Below are 21,796 nucleotides of genomic sequence, written 5' to 3' on the forward strand. Positions count from 1 at the left end.
GGCCCATCCTGAACGCCTTTGCGGAGTGACCTCACATGAGTGATGAGAAGAACCTGCTGGACAAGCTGAAGTGGGTCGCGCGGGAGCTGCACCAGACTCGTCAGCAGCTCCAGAGCGCTGAGCAGCGTCATCGCGAGCCGATCGCGATCGTGGGCATGGCCTGCCGGTATCCGGGCGGCGTGAGCTCGCCCGAGGACCTGTGGCGGCTGGTGGCCCAGAACGGCGACGCCGTGTCGGACTTCCCCGAGGACCGGGGCTGGGACACCGACTCGCTGTTCGACCCGGACCCTGAGCGGCCGGGCAAGAGCGCGACCCGCAAGGGCGGATTCCTCTACGACGCCGCTGAGTTCGACCCGGGTTTCTTCGGCATTTCGCCGCGTGAGGCGCTGGCGATGGACCCGCAACAGCGCCTGCTGCTCGAAACCTCCTGGGATGCGGTCGAGCGCGCCGGGATCGACATGGCCACGTTGAAGGGCAGCCGTACGGGCGTCTACGCAGGCGTGATGTACCACGACTACGCCGCAGGTCTGGAGACCGTACCGGGCGAGATCGAGGGGTACTACGGCACCGGCACGGCGGCCAGCGTCGTATCCGGCCGGGTTCCGTACACCTTCGGCTTCACGGGCCCGGCGATCACGGTCGACACCGCCTGCTCATCGTCCCTCGTCGCCCTGCACCTGGCGGTGCAGGCGCTGCGCAGGGACGAATGCTCCCTGGCGCTGGCCGGCGGCGTGACGGTCATGTCCAGCCCGGTGATGTTCGCGGAGTTCAGTCGTCAGGGTGGTCTGTCGGTCGATGGCCGGTGCAAGGCGTTCGGCGCCGGCGCGGATGGCACGGGCTGGTCCGAAGGTGTCGGAGTACTGGTCCTTGAGCGCCTGTCGGACGCGCGGCGCAACGGGCATCGGGTGCTGGCGGTGGTGCGGGGCAGTGCGGTCAATCAGGACGGGGCGAGCAACGGGCTGACCGCCCCGAGCGGTCCGGCGCAGGAGCGGGTGATCCGCCAGGCACTGGCCGATGCGGGCGTATCGGCCGACGGGGTCGACGTGGTGGAGGCGCACGGTACGGGTACCAAGCTCGGGGACCCGATCGAGGCGCAGGCGTTGCTTGCCACCTATGGGAAGGACCGGTCAGCGGAACGGCCTCTCTGGCTCGGGTCGTTGAAGTCGAACCTGGGGCACGCCCAGGCCGCAGCGGGTGTCGGCGGCGTGGTCAAGATGGTGATGGCGATGCGGCACGGTGTGCTGCCGCGGACTTTGCATGCGCAGGAGCCGACGCCGTTGGTGGACTGGTCGGCGGGTGGGGTGGAGTTGCTGGCCGAGGCGCGTCCGTGGCCGGAGGCCGGTCGTCCGCGCCGGGCGGGTGTGTCGTCCTTTGGCATCAGTGGTACGAACGCGCACGTGATTCTTGAGCAGGCTCCCGAGGAGGAGGGCCCGGTCGAGGACGCTCCGGTCGAGGGTGCCTCCCGGGACAGTGGTCTGGTGCCGTGGTTGGTGTCGGGTCGGACGCGGGAGGCGTTGGCGGCGCAGGCGGGGCGGTTGCGTGAGTTCGCGGCCGGCGGGGAGTCGTTGGATGTGCGGGCGGTGGGGCGGGGGCTGGCGGTGGGCCGGTCGGTGTTCGAGCACCGGGCCGTGGTCTTCGGTGAGGACATCGAGGCGTTGCTTGCGGGGCTTGATGGTCTTGTGAGTGGTGAGGGTGTTTCGGGGCTGGTGCGTGGGGTGGCTGAGGGGCCTGCGCGTATGGCGGTGATGTTCACCGGTCAGGGCAGTCAGCGGGTGGGGATGGGGCGTGAGTTGTATGAGGCGTTCCCTGTCTTCGCGGAGGCGTTGGATGAGATGTTCGGGCTCTTTGAGGAGGAGCTCGGGGGGTCGTTGCGGGATGTGGTGTTCGGTGAGGGTGGTGCGGCGGCGGGGTTGCTGGATCGCACGGTGTTCGCTCAGGCGGGGATTTTCGCTGTTGAGGTGGCGTTGTTCCGGCTGGTGTCGTCGTGGGGGGTTCGGCCTGATTTCTTGATCGGGCATTCGGTGGGGGAGATCGCGGCGGCGCATGTGGCGGGTGTGATGTCGCTGGGTGATGCGGTGCGGTTGGTGGGGGCGCGGGGCCGGCTGATGCAGGCGCTTCGCTGTGATGGTCGTATGGCGGCGGTGGAGGGCTCCGAGGCGGAGGTCCGGGCCGGGCTCGCCGAGGCCGGGTGTGGTGGGCGTTTGGAGATCGCGGCGGTCAACAGTGCGTCGTCGGTGGTGGTGTCCGGTGACGGGGATGCCGTGGATGAGTTCGTGGCCGAGTGGAAGGGGCGGGGGCGTCGGGCCAGGCGGCTGACGGTCAGCCATGCGTTCCATTCGGCTCATATGGACGGGATGTTGGAGGAGTTCCGGGCTGTCGCGGAGGGGATCGAGTACCGCTCCGCCGCTGTTCCCGTGGTCTCGAACGTGTCCGGTGGGTTGGCTGGGGAGGGTGAGCTCTGCTCGGCGGAGTACTGGGTGCGGCATGTGCGGGAGCCGGTCCGTTTTATGGACGGTGTCCGGTTCCTGGAGGCGCAGGGTGTGACGGCGTTCTTGGAGCTGGGTCCCGATGGTGTGCTTTCGGCGCTGGGGCCGGACTGCCTGGTGGACGGCGGGGAGCGTGCGCCGGTGTTCGTGGCGGGGCTGCGGGGCGAGGGTGTGCCGGAGCCTCGTGCGTTGTTGGGTGCTGTCGCTCAGGCGTACACGCAGGGGATGGGGGTCGACTGGTCGGCGGTGCTGGGTGCCGGTCCGGTCGCCCGTGACCTGCCGACGTATGCGTTCCAGCGGGAGCGTTTCTGGCTGGATGTTCCGTCGCGTTCGGGTGATGTGGTGGGTCTGGGTCTGGTGGCGGCTGGTCATCCGTTGCTGGGTGCGGTGGTGTCGTTGCCGGATGAGCGGGGTGTGGTGTGGACGGGGCGGTTGTCTCTGGGTGAGCAGTCGTGGCTGGCTGATCATGCGGTGTTGGGTTCGGTGGTGGTGCCGGGTGCGGTGTTGGTGGAGTTGGTGTTGTCCGCTGGTGGGCGGGTGGGGTGTGGTCGTTTGGAGGAGTTGACGCTTCAGCAGCCGTTGGTGTTGGGGGCGGTTGGTGGGGTGCGGTTGCAGGTGGCTGTGTCGGGGGTGGATGGGGCCGGGCGGTGTGCGGTGACGGTGCATTCGTGTCCGGATGGTGGCGGGGATGTGGTGGGTGGTGAGGTGTGGACGCTGCATGCCAGTGGGACTTTGGCGGGCGTGGGCACTGAGCCGGGTGCGGGGGATCTGGATGTGGATCTCGGTGTGTGGCCGCCGCGGGGTGCTGTGTCGGTGGGTGTGGGTGATCTGTATGACCGGCTGGCTGATTGCGGGTATGGGTATGGGCCTGTGTTCCAGGGGGTGCGGGCTGCTTGGCGGCGTGGTGAGGAGGTGTTCGCCGAGGTTGTTGTGCCGGAGTCGGTGAGTGGGGTGGGGTCGGCGGGTTTCGCTGTTCATCCGGCTCTTTTGGATGCTGCTCTGCACATGTCGATTGATGTGTCGGCTGATGAGGTGCGGTTGCCGTTCGTGTGGTCGGGTGTCGAGCTGTCCGGCGCGGGTGCGGGTGTGGGTGGGTCGGTGGTGCGGGTTGCTGTGGTGCCGTCGGCTGTTGGTGGTGTGTCGTTGCGGGTGGTGGACGGGTCGGGTGTGCCGGTGTTGTCGGTGGGCCGGCTGGTGACGCGTCCGGTGGCGCGGGAGCAGTTGCGGGCTGCTGATGGCGGACTGCGGGACGCACTGTTCGGTGTGGAGTGGACTCCGTTCCCGGTCTCGGTCTCGGCACAGCCCCCGTCGGAGTGGGGCGTATGGGGTTCGGTCGATGATTCGGCACCGGTCCCTTCGTCGGTGGTGTGGGCCCACAGCGGTGATGTGTCGGAGAGCCTGTCGGAGGTCACGTCGCGGGCACTGCGGACCGTGCAGGAGTTCCTGGCCGATGAGCGGTTCGTGGGCTCGCGGTTGGTGGTGGTGACGCGGGGGGCCGTGGCCGTGGGGCCCGGTGAGGGTGTGCGGGATCTGGCGGCGGCGCCGGTGTGGGGGCTGGTGCGGTCCGCTCAGGTGGAGCATCCGGACCGGCTGGTGCTGGTCGACGTCGAGCCTGAACTGTCCTCGGACGCGGAAAGGGCGGCGCTGCGTACGGCGTTGGGTACGGGCGAGCCGCAGGTCGCGGTCCGAGGCGGCCAGGCTTCGGTACCCCGCCTTGCGCGTCTCGCTGCGCATCGAGATGACGAAGGGCGGACGCCGTTCGGTGCCATGGGCACGGTGTTGGTGACCGGTGGTACAGGCGGGTTGGGCGCGTTGGTGGCCCGGCACCTGGCGTCCGAGCACGGGGTACGGGATCTGCTGCTGGTGTCACGACGGGGCCGTGCGGCCGAGGGCGTGGACGATCTGGTTCTGACCCTTTCGGGGTTGGGCGTCCGGGTACGAGTGGAGGCCTGCGACGTCGGTGATCGTGACGCCCTCGCCCGCCTGCTCGCCTCGATCCCGGACGACCGTCCGCTCACCGGGCTCGTCCACTGCGCGGGCGTCGTCGAGGACGGAATCGTCGACACGGTGACCCCTGCCCAGCTGGCCGGCGTTTTGCGGCCGAAGGCCGAGGCGGCCCTGCATCTGCACGAGCTGACGGCCGGCCTCGACCTCTCGGCGTTCGTCCTGTTCTCGTCCTTTGCCGGAGTGCTGGGAACGGCGGGGCAGGCGAACTACGCCGCCGCCAACGCCTACCTGGACGCCCTGGCGCACGAACGTCGTGCACAGGGGCTGTCGGCGGTTTCCGCGGCCTGGGGCCTGTGGGAGGAGGACCGCGGCATGGGCGGCCAGGTGACCGAGGTCGACATGGCCCGGATCAGGCGCCTGGGCGCTGTGCCGATGCCGACGGAGGAGGGGCTCGCGCTGTTCGACGCGGTCGTGGCCCAGGACGGGGCCCTGTGTGTGCCGGCTCGTCTGGATCTGGCGGGGTTGCAGCGGCGCGACGCGGAGGCTGTGCCGTCGGTGCTGCGGTCGCTGGTGCGAGGTGGGGTGCGGCGCGCTCGCGTCGAGGATGCGAGCCCTGACTCGGGGCTCGCGGCCCGCGTCGCGGGCCTGGCCGAAGGCGAACGCCGACGGGTGATCCTGGATGCGGTCCGGGGTTTCGCGAGTGGGGTACTGGGCCATGCCCCTGGGCAACTGGTGGGACCGGACACGCCGTTCAAGGGGCTGGGCTTCGACTCGCTCATGGCGGTCGAACTGCGCAACCGCCTCAATGGGGCGACGGGTCTTCGACTCCCGGCCTCCCTCGTCTTCGACTACCCCACTCCCCGACGCATTGCCGAGTACCTGACGCGGGAACTCGCCGGCCAGGCCGAGGAACATCCGGCCGTCGCCGCGGCGGTGGTGTCGTCGGGAGCCTCCGACGATCCCATTGTGATCGTGGGCATGGCCTGCCGGTATCCGGGCGGCGTGCGAACCCCGGACGACCTGTGGCAGTTGGTCTTCGACGGGCGGGACTCCATCGGTCCGTTCCCCGACGACCGCGGCTGGAATGCCCGGGACGTCTTCGACCCGGACACGCAGGCTGCGGGGAAGCCGTATGCGGCCGAAGGCGGTTTCCTTTACGACGCGGCCGAGTTCGACCCGGGTTTCTTCGGCATTTCGCCGCGTGAGGCGCTGGCGATGGACCCGCAACAGCGCCTGCTGCTTGAAACCTCGTGGGAGGCGGTCGAACACGCGGGTATCGACCCGAAGTCGCTCCTGGGCACCGACACCGGCGTGTTCACCGGTGTCATGTACCACGACTACGCATCGAGGCTGCCGGACATCCCGCAGGGGCTGGAAGGCTTCCTGGGGTTCGGCTCTGCCGGGAGTGTGGCCTCTGGCCGCCTGTCGTACTCCCTCGGCCTTTCGGGTCCCGCGATGACGCTCGACACGGCGTGTTCGTCGTCGCTGGTGGCGATGCACCTGGCGGCGGACTCGCTGCGGCGCGGCGAGAGCTCCCTCGCCCTGGCCGGTGGCGTGACCGTGATGGCGACACCCGGAGCGTTCGCGGAGTTCAGTCGCCAGGGTGGTCTGTCGGTCGATGGCCGGTGCAAGGCGTTCGGGGCCGGGGCGGATGGCACGGGCTGGTCCGAGGGCGCTGGTGTCCTGGTTCTTGAGCGGTTGTCGGACGCGCGGCGCAATGGGCATCGGGTGCTGGCGGTGGTGCGGGGCAGTGCGGTCAATCAGGACGGGGCGAGTAACGGGCTGACCGCCCCGAGCGGTCCGGCGCAGGAGCGGGTGATCCGCCAGGCGTTGGCGAATGCCGGACTGTCGGCGGCTGATGTGGACGCGGTGGAGGCGCACGGTACGGGTACCAAGCTCGGGGACCCGATCGAGGCGCAGGCCCTTTTGGCCACCTATGGGAAGGAGCGGCCGGAGGATCGGCCTTTGTGGCTGGGGTCGTTGAAGTCGAACCTCGGTCACACGCAGACGGCCGCCGGTGTGGGTGGGGTCATCAAGATGGTGATGGCGATGCGACACGGTGTGCTGCCGCGGACTTTGCATGTCCAGGAGCCGACGCCGTTGGTGGACTGGTCGGCGGGTGGGGTGGAGTTGCTGGCCGAGGCGCGTCCGTGGCCCGAGGCAGATCGTCCACGCCGGGCGGGTGTGTCGTCCTTCGGGATCAGTGGCACCAACGCGCACGTGATTCTTGAGCAGGCCCCTGAGGAGGGTGGCCTGGTTGAGGAGTCGGCTTCGGGTGCTTTGGTGCCGTGGTTGGTGTCGGGTCGGACGCGGGAGGCGTTGGCGGCGCAGGCGGGGCGGTTGCGTGAGTTCGCGGCCGGCGGGGAGTCGTTGGATGTGCGGGCGGTGGGGCGGGGGCTGGCGGTGGGCCGGTCGGTGTTCGAGCACCGGGCCGTGGTCTTCGGTGAGGACATCGAGGCGTTGCTTGCGGGGCTTGATGGTCTTGTGAGTGGTGAGGGTGTTTCGGGGCTGGTGCGTGGGGTGGCTGAGGGGCCCGCGCGTATGGCGGTGATGTTCACCGGTCAGGGCAGTCAGCGGGTGGGGATGGGGCGTGAGTTGTATGAGGCGTTCCCTGTCTTCGCGGAGGCGTTGGATGAGATGTTCGGGCTCTTTGGGGAGGAGCTCGGGGGGTCGTTGCGGGATGTGGTGTTCGGTGAGGGTGGTGCGGCGGCGGGGTTGCTGGATCGGACGGTGTTCGCTCAGGCGGGGATTTTCGCTGTTGAGGTGGCGTTGTTCCGGCTGGTGTCGTCGTGGGGGGTTCGGCCTGATTTCCTGATCGGGCATTCGGTGGGGGAGATCGCGGCGGCGCATGTGGCGGGTGTGATGTCGCTGGGTGATGCGGTGCGGTTGGTGGGGGCGCGGGGCCGGCTGATGCAGGCGCTTCGTTGCGATGGTGGTATGGCGGCGGTGGAGGGCTCCGAGGCGGAGGTCCGGGCCGGGCTCGCCGAGGCCGGGTGTGGTGGGCGTTTGGAGGTCGCGGCGGTCAACAGTGCGTCGTCGGTGGTGGTGTCCGGTGACGGGGATGCCGTGGATGAGTTCGTGGCCGAGTGGAAGGGGCGGGGGCGTCGGGCCAAGCGGCTGACGGTCAGCCATGCGTTCCATTCGGCTCATATGGACGGGATGTTGGAGGAGTTCCGGGCTGTCGCGGAGGGGATCGAGTACCGCTCCGCCGCTGTTCCCGTGGTCTCGAATGTATCCGGTGGGTTGGCTGGGGAGGGTGAGCTCTGCTCGGCGGAGTACTGGGTGCGGCATGTGCGGGAGCCGGTCCGTTTTATGGACGGTGTCCGGTTCCTGGAGGCGCAGGGTGTGACGGCGTTCTTGGAGCTGGGTCCCGATGGTGTGCTTTCGGCGCTGGGGCCGGACTGCCTGGTGGGCGACGGGGAGCGTGCGCCGGTGTTCGTGGCGGGGCTGCGGGGCGAGGGTGTGCCGGAGCCTCGTGCGTTGTTGGGTGCTGTCGCTCAGGCGTACACGCAGGGGATGGGGGTCGACTGGTCGGCGGTGCTGGGTGCCGGTCCGGTCGCCCGTGACCTGCCGACGTATGCGTTCCAGCGGGAGCGTTTCTGGCTGGATGTTCCGTCGCGTTCGGGTGATGCGGCGGGACTGGGTCTGATGGCGGCTGGTCATCCCTTGCTGGGTGCGGTGGTGTCACTGCCCCAGGGGCGAGGCGTGCTGTGGACCGGCCGCCTGTCCCTGGCCGAACAGCCGTGGCTGGCCGACCACACGATGTTCGGCCGGGTCGTCCTGCCCGGGTCGGTACTCGTCGAACTCGCCCTCCAGGCAGGCGATCACCTGGGCTGCGCCCATCTCGAAGGGCTGACCTACCACCAGCTGCTCGTGCTACCGGACGAAGCCGGCACCGCCGACCTCGCCGCCGCCGCTGCCGCCGCTGTGTCCATCCAGGTGCTCGTGTCGGAGTCGGACGAGGAAGGCCGTAGGACGGTGGAGGTGTTCGCCCGGCCCAACGGCGCGACGGAGGACACCGCGTGGACGCTGCACGCGTCCGGCGCGCTCACCCACGACGGGGCCGAGGCACACGCCGAGGGCGCCTTCGAGGGCGTCCAGCCGGACGTATGGCCGCCCGCCGATGCCTCCCCGCTGCCGGTGGAGGACCTGTACGAACGGATGGCGCAGGCCGAGACCGGTCTCGGCCCTGCGTTCCGGGGGATACGGGCCGCCTGGCGGCGCGGTGAGGAGACGTTCGCCGAGGTCACCCTGCCGGAGTCGGCGAGGGACGAGGCGGCCGCGTACGGCATCCACCCTGCGCTGCTGGACGCCGTGTCACGCGTGGCCTCTCTGCATGCGGGGGCCGCGGTCGGAGCCCGGATGCCGTCGGCCTGGTCGAGCGTTGAGCTGCTCGGGGTGGGCGGAACCGACGTGCGGGTGACTGTGGTGCCGTCGGCCGGCGAGGTGTCGGTGCGGGTCGTGGACGCGTCGGGCGCGCCGGTGCTGTCCGTCGGCCGACTGGTGACGCGTTCGCCGGAGCGGAACGAACTGGCGTCCATCACCAGCACGTTGAGGGACGCATTTTTCGCGGTGGACTGGAATCCGGTCGCGGTCACGGCCTCGGCCTCGGCGGAGCCTCCGTCGACGTGGGAGGTGTGGGGTTCGACGGACGGCTCCGGACCTGCTCCCCGTCGGGTGGTGTGGGAGCACAGCGGCGACACGGCGGAACACGCGTCGGCGGCGACCGCGCGGGCGCTGCGGACCGTCACCGAGTTCCTGGCGGACGAGCGGTTCGTGGACTCCCAGCTGGTGGTGGTGACGCGTGGGGCCGTGGGCGTGGGTTCCGACGGCGGCGTCGCGGATCTGTCTGCGGCACCGGTATGGGGTCTGGTGCGTTCGGCACAGTGGGAGCATCCGGACCGGCTGGTGCTGGTCGACGTGGAGCCCGGACTCTCCGAGGCGGCCCAGGAAGCCGCGTTGCGCATCGCGTTGGGTTCAGCGGAATCGCAGGTGGCCGTCCGGGGCGGCAGGGCGTTCGTGCCGCGCTTGGCGCGCACCGCCGCATCCACGGACAGCACCACCCGGGCGTCCTTCGATGCCCGGGGAACGGTGCTGGTGACCGGTGGCACGGGCGGTCTGGGGGCGTTGGTGGCCCTGCACCTGGCGTCGCCCGCCTACGGCGTGCGGGACCTGCTGCTGGTGTCCCGGCGGGGAGGTACGGCCGAGGGCGTGGACGAACTCGTCGTCCAGCTCGCCGAGTCGGGTGCCCGGGTGCGGGTGGAGGCGTGTGACGTGGGTGATCGTGACGCCCTCGCCCGCCTGCTGGCCTCGATCCCGGACGACCGTCCGCTCACCGGAGTGGTCCACTGCGCGGGCCTCGTCGATGACGGTGTGATCGAGTCACTGGACGCGGAGCGGCTGGCCGGCGTGTTCCGTCCCAAGGTGGACGCGGCTCTCCATCTGCACGAGCTGACGGCCGGCCTCGACCTCTCGGCGTTCGTCCTGTTCTCCTCGGTGGCCGGAGTGTTCGGAGCCGCCGGCCGGGCGAGTTACTCCGCCGCGAACGCCTTCCTGGACGCTCTCGCCTACGAGCGCCGCGCACAGGGTCTGCCCGCGGTCTCCGCGGCCTGGGGCCTGTGGGAGGAGGACCGCGGCATGGGCGGCCAGGTGAGCGAGGCCGACCTGGCCCGGATCAGGCGCGAGGGCGCGATTCCGATGACCGCCGAGGAGGGCCTCGCCCTGTTCGACGCGGTCGTGGCACACGACCGGGCCCTGTGTGTGCCGGCCCGCCTGGACCTGGCGATGCTCGCCGGCGCCGACGCTCCGCCGCTGCCCGTGCTGCGTCAGCTCGTACGGCCCGCCCGCCGACGGTTGAACCCGGCCGCCCGGCAGGAGGACGCACCGGCGAACGCGGCCGAAGAGCTGGCCGGGCGCCTGGCCGGGCTGTCGGACGCCGAGCAGGTGCGTACCCTCCTCAGTCTCGTACGCGGCCACGTGGCCACGGTGCTCGGCCACGCCGACCCGGAGGCGGTCTCCCCGGACCGGGGCTTCCTGGAATCCGGATTCAGCTCGGTGGCCGTGGTCGAACTCCGCAACCGGCTCAGCCAGGCGACCGGCATGCGGTTCTCCGCGGTGACGCTGTTCGACCACCCCAATCCCCGGGCCGTGGCGCGGTACCTGCAGACCAGGCTCAAGGACGCCGCTGCCTCGGCCGCCCCCGGCCTGGGCGGCGCCGGCAGCGCAGCCGAGTTCCAGGCCGCCCTCGCCGCTCTTCCGCTCTCCCGCCTGAAGGAGGTCGGAGTCCTGGACGCCCTGCTGCGGCTCACCGGATTCGACGGCGCGCTCGGCGACGGGGGCGCGTCCGAGGAGGCAGCCGGAGTACAGGGCGGGCAGGCCGCGCCGGGCGGCGCCGACGCACACGCTGTGACACCAGAGTCCATCGACGCCATGGATCTGGAAAGCCTCGTTCACATGGCGATCAACACCGACGCCTGAAAAACCCTCGGGAGTTTGCTGATGGACACCACCGACGATCGAGTTGTGCACGCGCTGCGCGCGTCGATCAAGGAAACCGAGCGGCTGAAGCAACAGCACCAGCAGCTCGTGGAATCGCTGAACGAACCGATCGCCATCATCGGTATGGCCTGCCGTCTCCCCGGCAAGGTCACCTCTCCGGAGGACCTGTGGCAGCTCGTTCTCGACGACGGCGACGCGATCGGCGCGTTCCCCGACGACCGCGGCTGGGACCTGGACGCGCTGTACGACCCCGAACAGCGGCGCAAGGGCACCCTGTACGTGCGGGAAGGCGGCTTCGTCGACCGCGCGGCCGACTTCGACGCCGCCTTCTTCGGTGTGAGCCCGCGTGAGGCCACCGCCATGGACCCCCAGCAGCGGCTGCTGCTCGAAACCGGCTGGGAGGCCTTCGAACGGGCCGGCATCGACCCGACCGCCCTGCGCGGCACGGACGTCGGTGTCTTCTCCGGCACCAACATCCAGGACTACGCGTCGCTGCTCCTGAGCTCCCCCGGCGCCTTCGAGGGACACGTCGGGACGGGGAACGCAGCCGCGGTGCTCTCCGGCCGCCTCGCCTACACCTTCGGCTTCGAGGGGCCCGCGGTGACCGTCGACACGGCATGCTCGTCCTCGCTGGTCGCACTGCACCTGGCGGCACAGTCCCTGCGCCAGTCGGAGTGCTCGCTGGCACTGGCGGGCGGGGTGACGGTGATGTCCACGCCGATGGGGTTCGTCGAGTACAGCGGCCAGCGCGTACTGGCCAAGGACGGGCGCTGCAAGTCGTTCGCCGCCTCGGCCGACGGCACCGGATTCTCGGAGGGCGTCGGCATGCTCCTGCTGGAGCGGCTGTCGGACGCCCGGCGCAACGGCCATCCCGTCCTGGGTCTGATCCGCGGGTCCGCGGTCAACCAGGACGGTGCCAGCAGCAGTCTGACCGCGCCGAACGGTCGCGCCCAGCAGCGGGTGATCCTGCAGGCGCTGGCGAACGCCCAGGTTCCGTCGGACCAGGTCGACGTGCTGGAGGCGCACGGGACCGGTACCGAGCTCGGGGACCCGATCGAGGCGGAGGCGCTGCTGGCCACCTACGGGAAGGACCGTGCGCCGGAACGTCCCTTGTGGTTGGGGTCGGTGAAATCCAACATCGGCCACACCCAGGCGGCGGCCGGCCTCGCCGGAGTGATCAAGATGGTCCTGGCGATGCGGCATGGCGTGGTGCCCAGGACCCTGCACGTGGACAGTCCCACGCCGCACGTGGAATGGGGGTCGGGCGCCGTGCGCCTGGCCACCGAGCCCGTCGCATGGCCGGAGCACGGGCGGCCGCGCCGCGCGGGCGTGTCGTCGTTCGGGATCAGTGGGACCAACGCGCACGTCATCCTCGAACAGGCCCCGGCCCCGGCGCCCGGTACCGACGAGCCCGCTCCGGAGCCGGAGTCGGCGGCGCCGGCCGGCACCCTCCTGTGGACCGTCTCCGGGCGCAGCGAGCAGGCGCTGCGCGCCCAGTCGGCGCAGCTCGCCGCCCACGTGCGGAGCAACCCGGAGCTGTCGGCCGCCGATCTGGCCGTGTCCCTCGCGGCGCGTACGGCGTTCGAGCACCGTGCCGTCGTGGTCGGTGCGGACCGGGCCGGCCTGGAGGCCGGGCTGGACGCGCTGGCGGCCGGGCGCGAGGACGCCCGTGTGGTCCAGGGGGTGAGCACCGCCTCCGGCAAGACCGTGTTCGTCTTCCCGGGTCAGGGATCCCACTGGCCGGACATGGCCGAGCGGCTGCTGGAGTCGTCGGCGGTGTTCCGCGAGCGCATCGAGGAGTGCGATGAGGCGCTCTCCCCGTACGTGGACTGGTCGTTGACGGACGTCCTGCGGCAGAAGCCGGGCGCGCCGTCCCTGGACCGCCTGGACGTGGTGCAGCCGGTGCTGTTCTCCGTCATGGTGGCGCTCGCCGAGGTGTGGCGGGCTCACGGCGTCGAGCCCGATGCGGTCATCGGCCATTCGCAGGGGGAGATCGCCGCCGCGTACGTCGCCGGCGCACTGTCGCTGAAGGACGCGGCACGGATCATCACCCTGCGCAGCGTCATGCTGAACCGGCTGACCGGGAAGGGCGCCATGGCGTCGTTCCTGCTGTCCGCCGAGGAGGTGGCGCGCCGCATCGAGCCGTACGGAGACAGGCTCTCGATCGCCGCGGTCAACGGCCCCACGTCGGTCGTGGTGTCCGGGGAGCCGGAGGCCGTGGACGAGCTGGTGGCGCTGTGCATGGCGGACCGGGTACGGGCACGGAAGGTGCCCGGCGCCACCGCGGCGGGTCACTCGGCTCAAGTCGAGGCGTTGCGCGCCGAGTTCGTCGACTCGCTGGGATCCGTCGCGCCGCGCCGGGCGAGCGTGCCCTTCTACTCGACGGTCCTCGGCGAGGTGGTCGACACGGCCTCATTGGACGCCGGGTACTGGTACCGGAACCTGCGCGAGCCGGTGCTCCTCGAAGGCACCGTACGTCGGCTGCTGGAGGACGAGCACCGGTTCTTCATCGAGGTCAGCCCGCACCCCGTACTGACCGTGGGTCTTCAGGAGACCTTCGAGCAGGCGGGCGCGCCGGCCGCGGCGGTGGGGACGCTGCGCCGGGACGAGGGAGGGGAGGAACGATTCCTCACCTCGGTCGCGGAGGCGTATGCGCGGGGGCTCCCGCTGGACCTGACCCGCATGCCGCACCTGTCCGACGCCCGTCGCGCAGACCTGCCGACGTACGCCTTCCAGCGCAGGCGGTTCTGGCCGGACGTGCACATGACGTCCGCGCCCGCCCGGCCGGCCGGCGCGGTGGACGTGGCTTCCCCCGGCTCTGGGGGCCGTCAGGACGCCGAGAGCGTCGCACCGGCCGACGAGGGCGGCAACGGGCACATGCTGCGACGTATGGCCGAGCTGCCCAGGGACGAGCACGAGGCGTTTCTGGTGGACATGGTGTGCGAGCAGGCCGCCGCGGTACTCGGCCACGGCTCGGCCGAGGAGACCGAGATGTGGCGGCCGTTCCAGGACCTCGGCTTCGACTCGCTCACGGCCGTCGAACTGCGCAACCGGCTCGGTGCCGCGCTCGACCTCACCCTCCCCGTCACCCTGGTCTTCGACCACCCCACGCCGCAGGACCTCGTCGACCACCTGGCGACGGCGGTGGCGGATACCTATCCGGACCTGTCCTCCGCCACCCGCTCCGAGGCGCTGACCCACCTCGACAAGCTGGAGGCCGTACTGGCCGAGCCGCAGGCGGACCTCGACCAGAACGAGGAGATCAGCCTCCGCCTGGAGCGCATCCTCAGCAACTGGGCGGACGCCCGGGCCGCTGCGGAAAACGCCGCGATCACCGTGAGCGACGAAATGCAGGCGGCCACGGACGAGGAAATGTTCGACATCATCGGCAAGAAATTCGGAATTTCGTAAATCGGCCACCGAATCACAGTCCGACGAGCCAGTGCGAAGGGGCCGATATGGCTGACGAAGAAAAGCTCCGGTACTACTTGAAGCGAGTGTCCGCCGAACTCGAAGCGACGCGGGAGCGACTGCGCGAGGCGGAGGCGCCGCCGCGCGAGGAACCCATCGCGATCGTGGGGATGGCGTGCCGCTTCCCGGGCGGCGCCGATACGCCGGAGCGGCTGTGGGAGCTGCTGGCGGCCGGCGAGGACGCGGTCGGAGAGTTCCCGCGGGACCGCGGGTGGGACATCGAGCCCCGTGACGGGAAGTCGTATGCGGCCGAAGGGGGTTTCCTTTACGACGCGGCGGAGTTCGACCCGGGTTTCTTCGGGATATCGCCGCGTGAGGCGCTGGCGATGGACCCGCAACAGCGCCTGCTGCTCGAAACCTCCTGGGAGGCGATCGAGCGGGCCGGCATCGATCCGGTCAGCCTCAAGGGCACCGACACCGGGGCGTTTCTGAGCACCAGCTACCAGGAGTACCTGGCGCGGCTGCAGCAGACCGGTGCGGTCGTCGACGGGTTCATGCTGTCGGGCAACTGCGTGAGCGTCGCCTCCGGACGCGTCGCCTACGTGCTCGGCCTTTCGGGTCCCGCGATGACGCTCGACACGGCGTGTTCGTCGTCGCTGGTGGCGATGCACCTGGCGGCGGACTCGCTGCGGCGCGGGGAGAGCTCCCTGGCCCTGGCCGGCGCCGCGACGATCATGGCTGCCGAGGGCATGTTCGTGGAGTTCGGCCGTCAGGGTGGTCTGTCGGCGGATGGCCGGTGTAAGGCGTTCGGGGCCGGGGCGGATGGCACGGGCTGGTCCGAGGGCGCTGGTGTGCTGGTTCTTGAGCGGTTGACGGACGCGCGGCGCAATGGGCATCGGGTGCTGGCGGTGGTGCGGGGCAGTGCGGTCAATCAGGACGGGGCGAGCAACGGGCTGACCGCCCCGAGCGGTCCGGCGCAGGAGCGGGTGATCCGCCAGGCGTTGGCGAATGCCGGACTGTCGGCGGCTGATGTGGACGCGGTGGAGGCGCACGGTACGGGTACCAAGCTCGGGGACCCGATCGAGGCGCAGGCCCTTTTGGCCACCTATGGGAAGGAGCGGCCGGCGGGGCGGCCTTTGTGGTTGGGGTCGTTGAAGTCGAACCTCGGTCACACGCAGACGGCCGCCGGTGTGGGTGGGGTCATCAAGATGGTGATGGCGATGCGGCACGGTGTGCTGCCGCGGACTTTGCACGTGCAGGAGCCGACGCCGTTGGTGGACTGGTCGGCGGGTGGGGTGGAGTTGCTGGCCGAGGCGCGTCCGTGGCCGGAGGCCGGTCGTCCGCGCCGGGCGGGTGTGTCGTCGTTCGGGATCAGCGGTACGAACGCGCACGTGATTCTTGAGCAGGCTCCCGAGGAGGAGGTCCCGGCCGAGGACGCTCCGGTCGAGGGTGCCTCCCGGGACAGTGGTCTGGTGCCGTGGTTGGTGTCGGGTCGGACGCGGGAGGCGTTGGCGGCGCAGGCGGGGCGGTTGCGTGAGTTCGCGGCCGGCCGGGAGTCGTTGGATGTGCGGGCCGTGGGGCGGGGGCTGGCGGTGGGCCGGTCGGCGTTCGAGCACCGGGCCGTGGTCCTCGGTCAGGACACCGACACGTTCCTCGCCGCACTCGACGCCTTGGCCAACGGGCAGGCTCCCGACCACGTCCTCACCGGTGTGGCGCCGGGAAAGCCGGTCAAGGGAAAGACCGCGTTCCTGTTCACCGGGCAAGGCTGCCAGCGGGCGGGCATGGGCCGCGACCTGCACGCCGCGTTCCCCGTCTTCGCCCAGGCGCTGGAGGAGGTGGCCGCGCACTTCGACGCGCATATGGACACTCCGCTGCTGCGCGTGATGTTCGCGCCGGGCGACGACCCGCGCAGTCGGCTCCTCGACCGTACGGACCATGCGCAGCCCGCGATCTTCGCCTTCGAGGTGGCGCTCTTCCGCCTGCTGGAGAGCTGGGGCGTGCGCCCCGACGTGCTGGCCGGTCACTCGCTGGGCGAGCTGTCCGCGGCGTGCGTGGCGGGGGTGCTGTCCGTACCGCAGGCGGCCGCGCTCGTCGCAGCGCGGGGACGGCTCATGCACGCCCTGCCCGCCGTCGGCGCGATGGTGGCCGTGCAGGCGACGGAGGAGGAGGTCCGCGCGGGACTCGCGGGCAGGGAGGGCGCGGTGGACATCGCCGCGCTGAACGGCCCGTCCTCGGTGGTCCTTTCCGGTGACGCGGACGCCGTCGCGGAGCTCGCAGGCCACTGGGCGGCCCAGGGGCGCAAGACCAACCGGCTGAAGGTGAGCCACGCCTTCCACTCCCCGCACATGGACGCCATGACGGAGGAGTTCGGACGCGTCGCGGCCGGCCTGTCCTACGCATCCCCACGCATCCCCATCGTCTCGGACGTCACCGGCGACCTCCTCGGTGCGAGCGAGGCCCGCAACCCCGCGTACTGGGTGGCCCACATCCGCCGCGCGGTGCGCTTCCACGACCAGGTACGCCGTTTGCAGCGGTACGGGGTCGGCGCCTTCGTCGAGGTCGGTCCCGATACGGTGCTCAGCACCGCGGGACAGGCCTGCCTGGCGGCCGAGCCCGGCAGGAGCGCGCCCCTGCTGGTGTCCACGGCGCACGCCGAGCGCCCCGAGGTGCCCGCGCTGCTGACCGCGCTGGCCACGCTGCACACCCGCGGCGTGGCCGTGGACTGGCGGGCGTGGTTCGGCGACGGTCCGTGCGCGGCCGACCTTCCCACCTACGCGTTCCAAAAGCAGCACTACTGGCCGCAGGGCCCCGCCGGATGGCGTACCGACCCCGCCCGCTTCGCACCGGACACGGACGCGGAAGGGGCACAGGACGCGGCACGGGGCGACGACCAGGGCGCCCGGTCCGAGCTCGGCGCCGAGGCGGCGTCGCGCGTCGCGGCGTGGCGGGCGCTGCCCGCCGGTGAGCGGCACGACGCGCTGCTGCGGATGGTGAGGACCGAGGCGGCCACCGTCATGGGACACGACACGCCGGAGGCGGTGGAACCGGAGCGGGGCTTCCTCGACCACGGCTTCGACTCGCTGATGACCGTGAAGCTCCGCAACCGCCTGGTGGCCGAGACCGGGCGGGACCTGCCGACGACGCTGCTGTTCGACCACCCCACACCGCTCGCCGTCGCCGACTACCTGCTGACCGAGCTCGCCGCGCCGGCCGAGGCCCACGCCGCACCACACCAGTCCCTGTCGGACCAGCTCGACCGCCTTGAGGCCGACCTCGCACGGCTGCCCGCCGGCGACCGGCAGCTCGCCCGGGCCACCGAGCGGCTCAAGGGCATGCTCGCGGTCCACGGGCCTGCGAGAAGCGCGGGGAGCGGGGACGGGGACGCGCTGGACACGGCGACCGACGACGAGATGTTCGAGCTGATCGAGAAGGAACTCCGCCGTGGCTGAACACGTGGACGAGAGCAACGAGACAAAGCTTCGCGAGTATCTGCGACGGGTCACGGCCGACCTGAGGCGGACCCGCCAACAGCTGGAGGAGGCCGAGGACGCGGCCCACGAGCCGGTGGCGATCGTGGGCATGGCCTGCCGGTTCCCGGGAGGCGACGGGGACGTCGCCTCGCCGGACGACCTGTGGGAGCTGGTCACCGAGAGCCGCGACGCCATCACCGGCTTCCCCGAGGACCGGGGCTGGGACGTGGACGCCGTCTACGACCCTGAACCGGGCACTCCGGGGAAGACCTACTCGCGTCACGGCGGCTTCCTGAAGGACGCGGCCGGGTTCGACGCGGCCTTCTTCGGCATCACACCGCGCGAGGCGCTGGCCATGGACCCGCAGCAGCGCCTGATCATGGAGGTGTCCTGGGAGGCGTTCGAGCACGCGGGCCTCGATGTGACCACCCTGCGGGGCGAGGACGTCGGGGTCTACGTCGGCTCCAACAGCAACGACTACCTGCTCAACGTGCTCGACGCGCGGGAGACGGCCGAGGGGTTCATCGGGACGGGCAACTCCGCCAGCATCCTCTCCGGCCGCGTCGCCTACACCTTCGGTTTCGAGGGTCCGGCCGTCTCGGTCGACACCGCCTGCTCCTCCTCGCTCGTGGCACTGCACCTGGCCGCGCAGTCCCTGCGGCAGCGGGAGTGCTCCCTGGCGCTGGCGGGCGGCGCCACGGTGATGGCCACGCCGACCGCGTTCATCGAGTTCAGCCGCCAGCGGGGCCTGGCGGCCGACGGCCGCTGCAAATCCTTCTCGGCCACGGCCGACGGCACCACCTGGTCCGAGGGCGCGGCGGTGCTGCTCCTGGCCAGGCTCTCCGACGCGCGGCGGCTGGGATACCCCGTGCACGCCGTCATCCGCGGCAGCGCCGTCAACCAGGACGGTGCGAGCGCGGGGCTGACCGCGCCGAACGGGCCGTCGCAGCGCCGGGTGATCCGTCAGGCGCTTGCCAACGCACGGCTGACGGCGGACCGCGTCGACGCGGTGGAGGCCCATGGCACCGGCACCCCGCTCGGCGACCCGATCGAGGCCAAGGCGCTGCTCGACACCTACGGGCGGGCCCGCGCGGAGGGCAGACCGCTGTGGCTGGGGTCGCTGAAGTCGAACCTGGGCCACACCCAGTCCGCGGCCGGTGCGGGCGGTGTCATCAAGATGGTGCAGGCCATGCGGCACGGCGTACTGCCCCGCACCCTGCACCTGTCGGAGCCCACCCCGCGCGTCGACTGGTCCTCGGCCGACGTGCGACTGCTGACCGAGGCCCAGCCATGGCCGGACACCGGAGAGCCGCGTCGCGCGGCGGTCTCGTCCTTCGGCGTCAGTGGCACCAACGCACACGTGATCCTGGAGGGCCCGCCCCCCGAGGAGGCCCCGGACGAGCCGCGGGCCACCGGCGGTCCGCTGCCGTGGGTCGTCTCCGGCCGCAGTGAGGAGGCCGTGCGGGCGCAGGCCGAGCGCCTGGCGGACCACCTGGCCGCGCGTCCCCACCTGGCACCGGCGGACGTCGCCGCGTCCCTCGCCACCACGCGGGCGGCCTTCGAACACCGGGCCGTCGTCGTCGGGCGGGAGCGCGAGGAGCTGCTGGCCGGCCTGTCGGCCCTGGCAGCCGGCGCCCGCGCGCCGGGCGTGGTCACCGGCCGGACGACGCCGTCGGGAGGCAAGACGGCGTTCCTGTTCACCGGGCAGGGCAGCCAACAGGCCGGGATGGGCCGCGAACTCGCCGCGTACAGCCCTGTGTTCGCCGACGCGCTCGACGAGGTGTGCACCCACCTCGACCCGTACCTCGACCGGCCACTGCGCGAGGTGCTGTTCGCCGCGGACGGCACGCCCGAGGCCGCCCTGCTCGACACCACGGCCTACACCCAGCCCGCGCTGTTCGCCGTCGAGGTCGCACTGCTGCGGCTGCTCGAGGACTGGGGGCTTCGGCCCGACCTGGTGGCGGGCCACTCGATCGGCGAGCTGACCGCCGCTCATGCGGCCGGTGTCTGGTCCCTCGCCGACGCCTGCGCCCTGGTCGCGGCCCGCGGTCGGCTGATCCAGGCGCTGCCCGGGGGCGGAGCCATGATCGCCCTCCAGGCGACCGAGGACGAGGTGCGCGCCCAGCTCGCCGGGGGCCGGGCCGGGCTGGACATCGCCGCCGTCAACGGGCCGGACGCGGTGGTGGTCTCCGGAGACGAGACGGCGGTCTCGGACCTGGCGCGCGGCTGGGCCGCGCGCGGCCGCGAGACCAAGCGGCTGCGGGTCAGCCACGCCTTCCACTCGTCCCACATGGACGGGATGACCGAGGCGTTCGCGGACATCGCCCGGGGCGTCTCCTACAACGCACCCGCTCTCCCCGTCGTCTCCGCCCTGACCGGCGGGCCCGTCACCGACGAGATCTGCCGTCCGGAGTACTGGGTGCGCCACGTCCGCGAGACGGTGCGCTTCCACGACGCCGTCCGCGCCCTGCGCGACCGAGGGGCCACCACGTTCCTGGAGGTGGGGCCCGGGGGAGTGCTGACGGCCGCGGGCCGGCTGTGCCTGCCCGACGCCGCACCCGAGACGTTCGTGCCCGTGCTGCGACGCCGCGTGCCCGAGCCGGAGGCCGTGCTCACCGCTGTCGCCCAGGCCCACACGGTCGGTGTGTCACCGGCGTGGAACCGCCTGCTGCCGGTGGGCCGGACCCGCGTGGAACTGCCCACGTACGCCTTCCAGCGCCGGCGCTACTGGCTGGCGGGCATGGCCGGTGCGGGGGCCCGGCCCGATGCGCGGCCATCCGCCGTCGAGCCGTCGACCGAGCCCGCGTCCGGGACTTCGCAGTCGCCGCAGGTGTCGCGGTTGCCGCAGAGGCTGGCCGAGGCGTCCGAGGAAGAACGCGGCAGCCTCCTGCTGGCGCTCGTACTAGAGCAGGCGGCCACTGTGATGGGCGGCGCCGACACCGCGGAGATCGCCCCCCACCGCCCGTTCCTGGAGCTCGGCTTCGACTCCCTGATGGGCGCCGAGCTGCGCGCCGCGCTCGCCGCCGACTGCGCGCTGACCCTGCCGGCCGGCCTGATCTTCGACCACCCGACGCCCACCGAGCTGGCCGCATTCCTCGGCGAGCGCCTTGCCGCGGCCGGCTCCGGCGCGAACTCGACCGCGGCGACCTCTCCGTACTCCCTCGAAGCGCTGTACCGCAACGCGAACACCCTCGGCCGGCCCGAGGACGCACTGGAGCTCACCAAGGTCGCCTCCCGGCTGCGCCCGGTCTTCCACAGCGTGGCCGGGGCCGGGCGGGACCCCGTCACGGTGGAGCTGGCGCCGGCCACCGACCGGGCCGGGCTGATCTGCTGCCCGGCGCCCGTGCCGCTGTACGGGGCGCAGCAGTACGCCCGTCTCGCCGCCGCCTTCCGTGGCACTCGGGGCGCCGCGGCCCTGCTCGCCCCCGGCTTCTCGCCGGGCGAACTGCTGCCGGCCGACTTCGAGGTGATGAAGGACTTCCTCGCCGAGGGGATCCGCCGGCAGGCCGACGGCGCCCCGTTCGTCCTCCTGGGCCACTCCTCCGGCGGTTGGTTCGCCTACAGCCTGGCGGCCCACCTGGCGCACACCGGGCTGCGCCCGGAGGCCGTGGTGCTGCTGGACACCTATCTGCTGAACGATCCTGCGCTGCACAGGATGGAGCGCGAACTCGCCCAGGGTGTCCTGGACCGTGAGGAGGACTTCGGGGCGATGACGGACGTACGGCTGACCGCCATGGGCAAGTACTTCCAGTTCTTCACCGACTGGGTGGCCGAGGAGGCGGGCGTGCCGACCCTGCTGCTGCGGGCGTCGGAGCCGCTGGGACACGTCGCGGAGGGGCAGGAGTGGCGCCCCGACTGGAAGTTCGACAGCACTGTTCTCGATACGGAAGGCGATCACTTCACGATGATGGACGCATACGCCCCGCAGACAGCCCGGGCTGTGAACGCCTGGCTCTCCGGCCTCGCCGGTGGCAGGGGCTGATC

Annotated in this window: 3 protein-coding genes and 1 pseudogene; all 4 read left to right on the forward strand. The window is 71.5% G+C overall.

Annotated elements, in window-relative coordinates:
* Positions 1 to 35 precede the first annotated feature (35 nt).
* Positions 36 to 10,910, forward strand: coding sequence for a type I polyketide synthase (locus ACF059_RS12615; protein WP_392055247.1), 10,875 nt, complete (start codon positions 36 to 38; stop codon positions 10,908 to 10,910).
* A gap of 18 nt (positions 10,911 to 10,928) precedes the next feature.
* Positions 10,929 to 14,342 (forward strand): type I polyketide synthase, encoded by a 3,414-nt coding sequence (locus ACF059_RS12620; protein WP_392056649.1) that lies wholly within the window; start codon positions 10,929 to 10,931, stop codon positions 14,340 to 14,342.
* Positions 14,343 to 14,428: 86 nt separating this feature from the next.
* Entirely contained in the window at positions 14,429 to 17,791 is a 3,363-nt protein-coding gene (locus tag ACF059_RS12625; protein WP_392056651.1) for a type I polyketide synthase, read from the forward strand.
* A gap of 10 nt (positions 17,792 to 17,801) precedes the next feature.
* Positions 17,802 to 21,794: pseudogene (locus ACF059_RS12630) on the forward strand (type I polyketide synthase); the annotation flags it as partial.
* Positions 21,795 to 21,796: the final 2 nt, after the last annotated feature.

Source organism: Streptomyces sp. NPDC016562, from assembly GCF_043076955.1.
Classification (GTDB): domain Bacteria; phylum Actinomycetota; class Actinomycetes; order Streptomycetales; family Streptomycetaceae; genus Streptomyces.

Bases quoted from the DNA above. Each gene is read 5' to 3' on its own strand.
- ACF059_RS12615 (WP_392055247.1), top strand. From the start codon at position 36: ATGAGTGATGAGAAGAACCTGCTGGACAAGCTGAAGTGGGTCGCGCGG.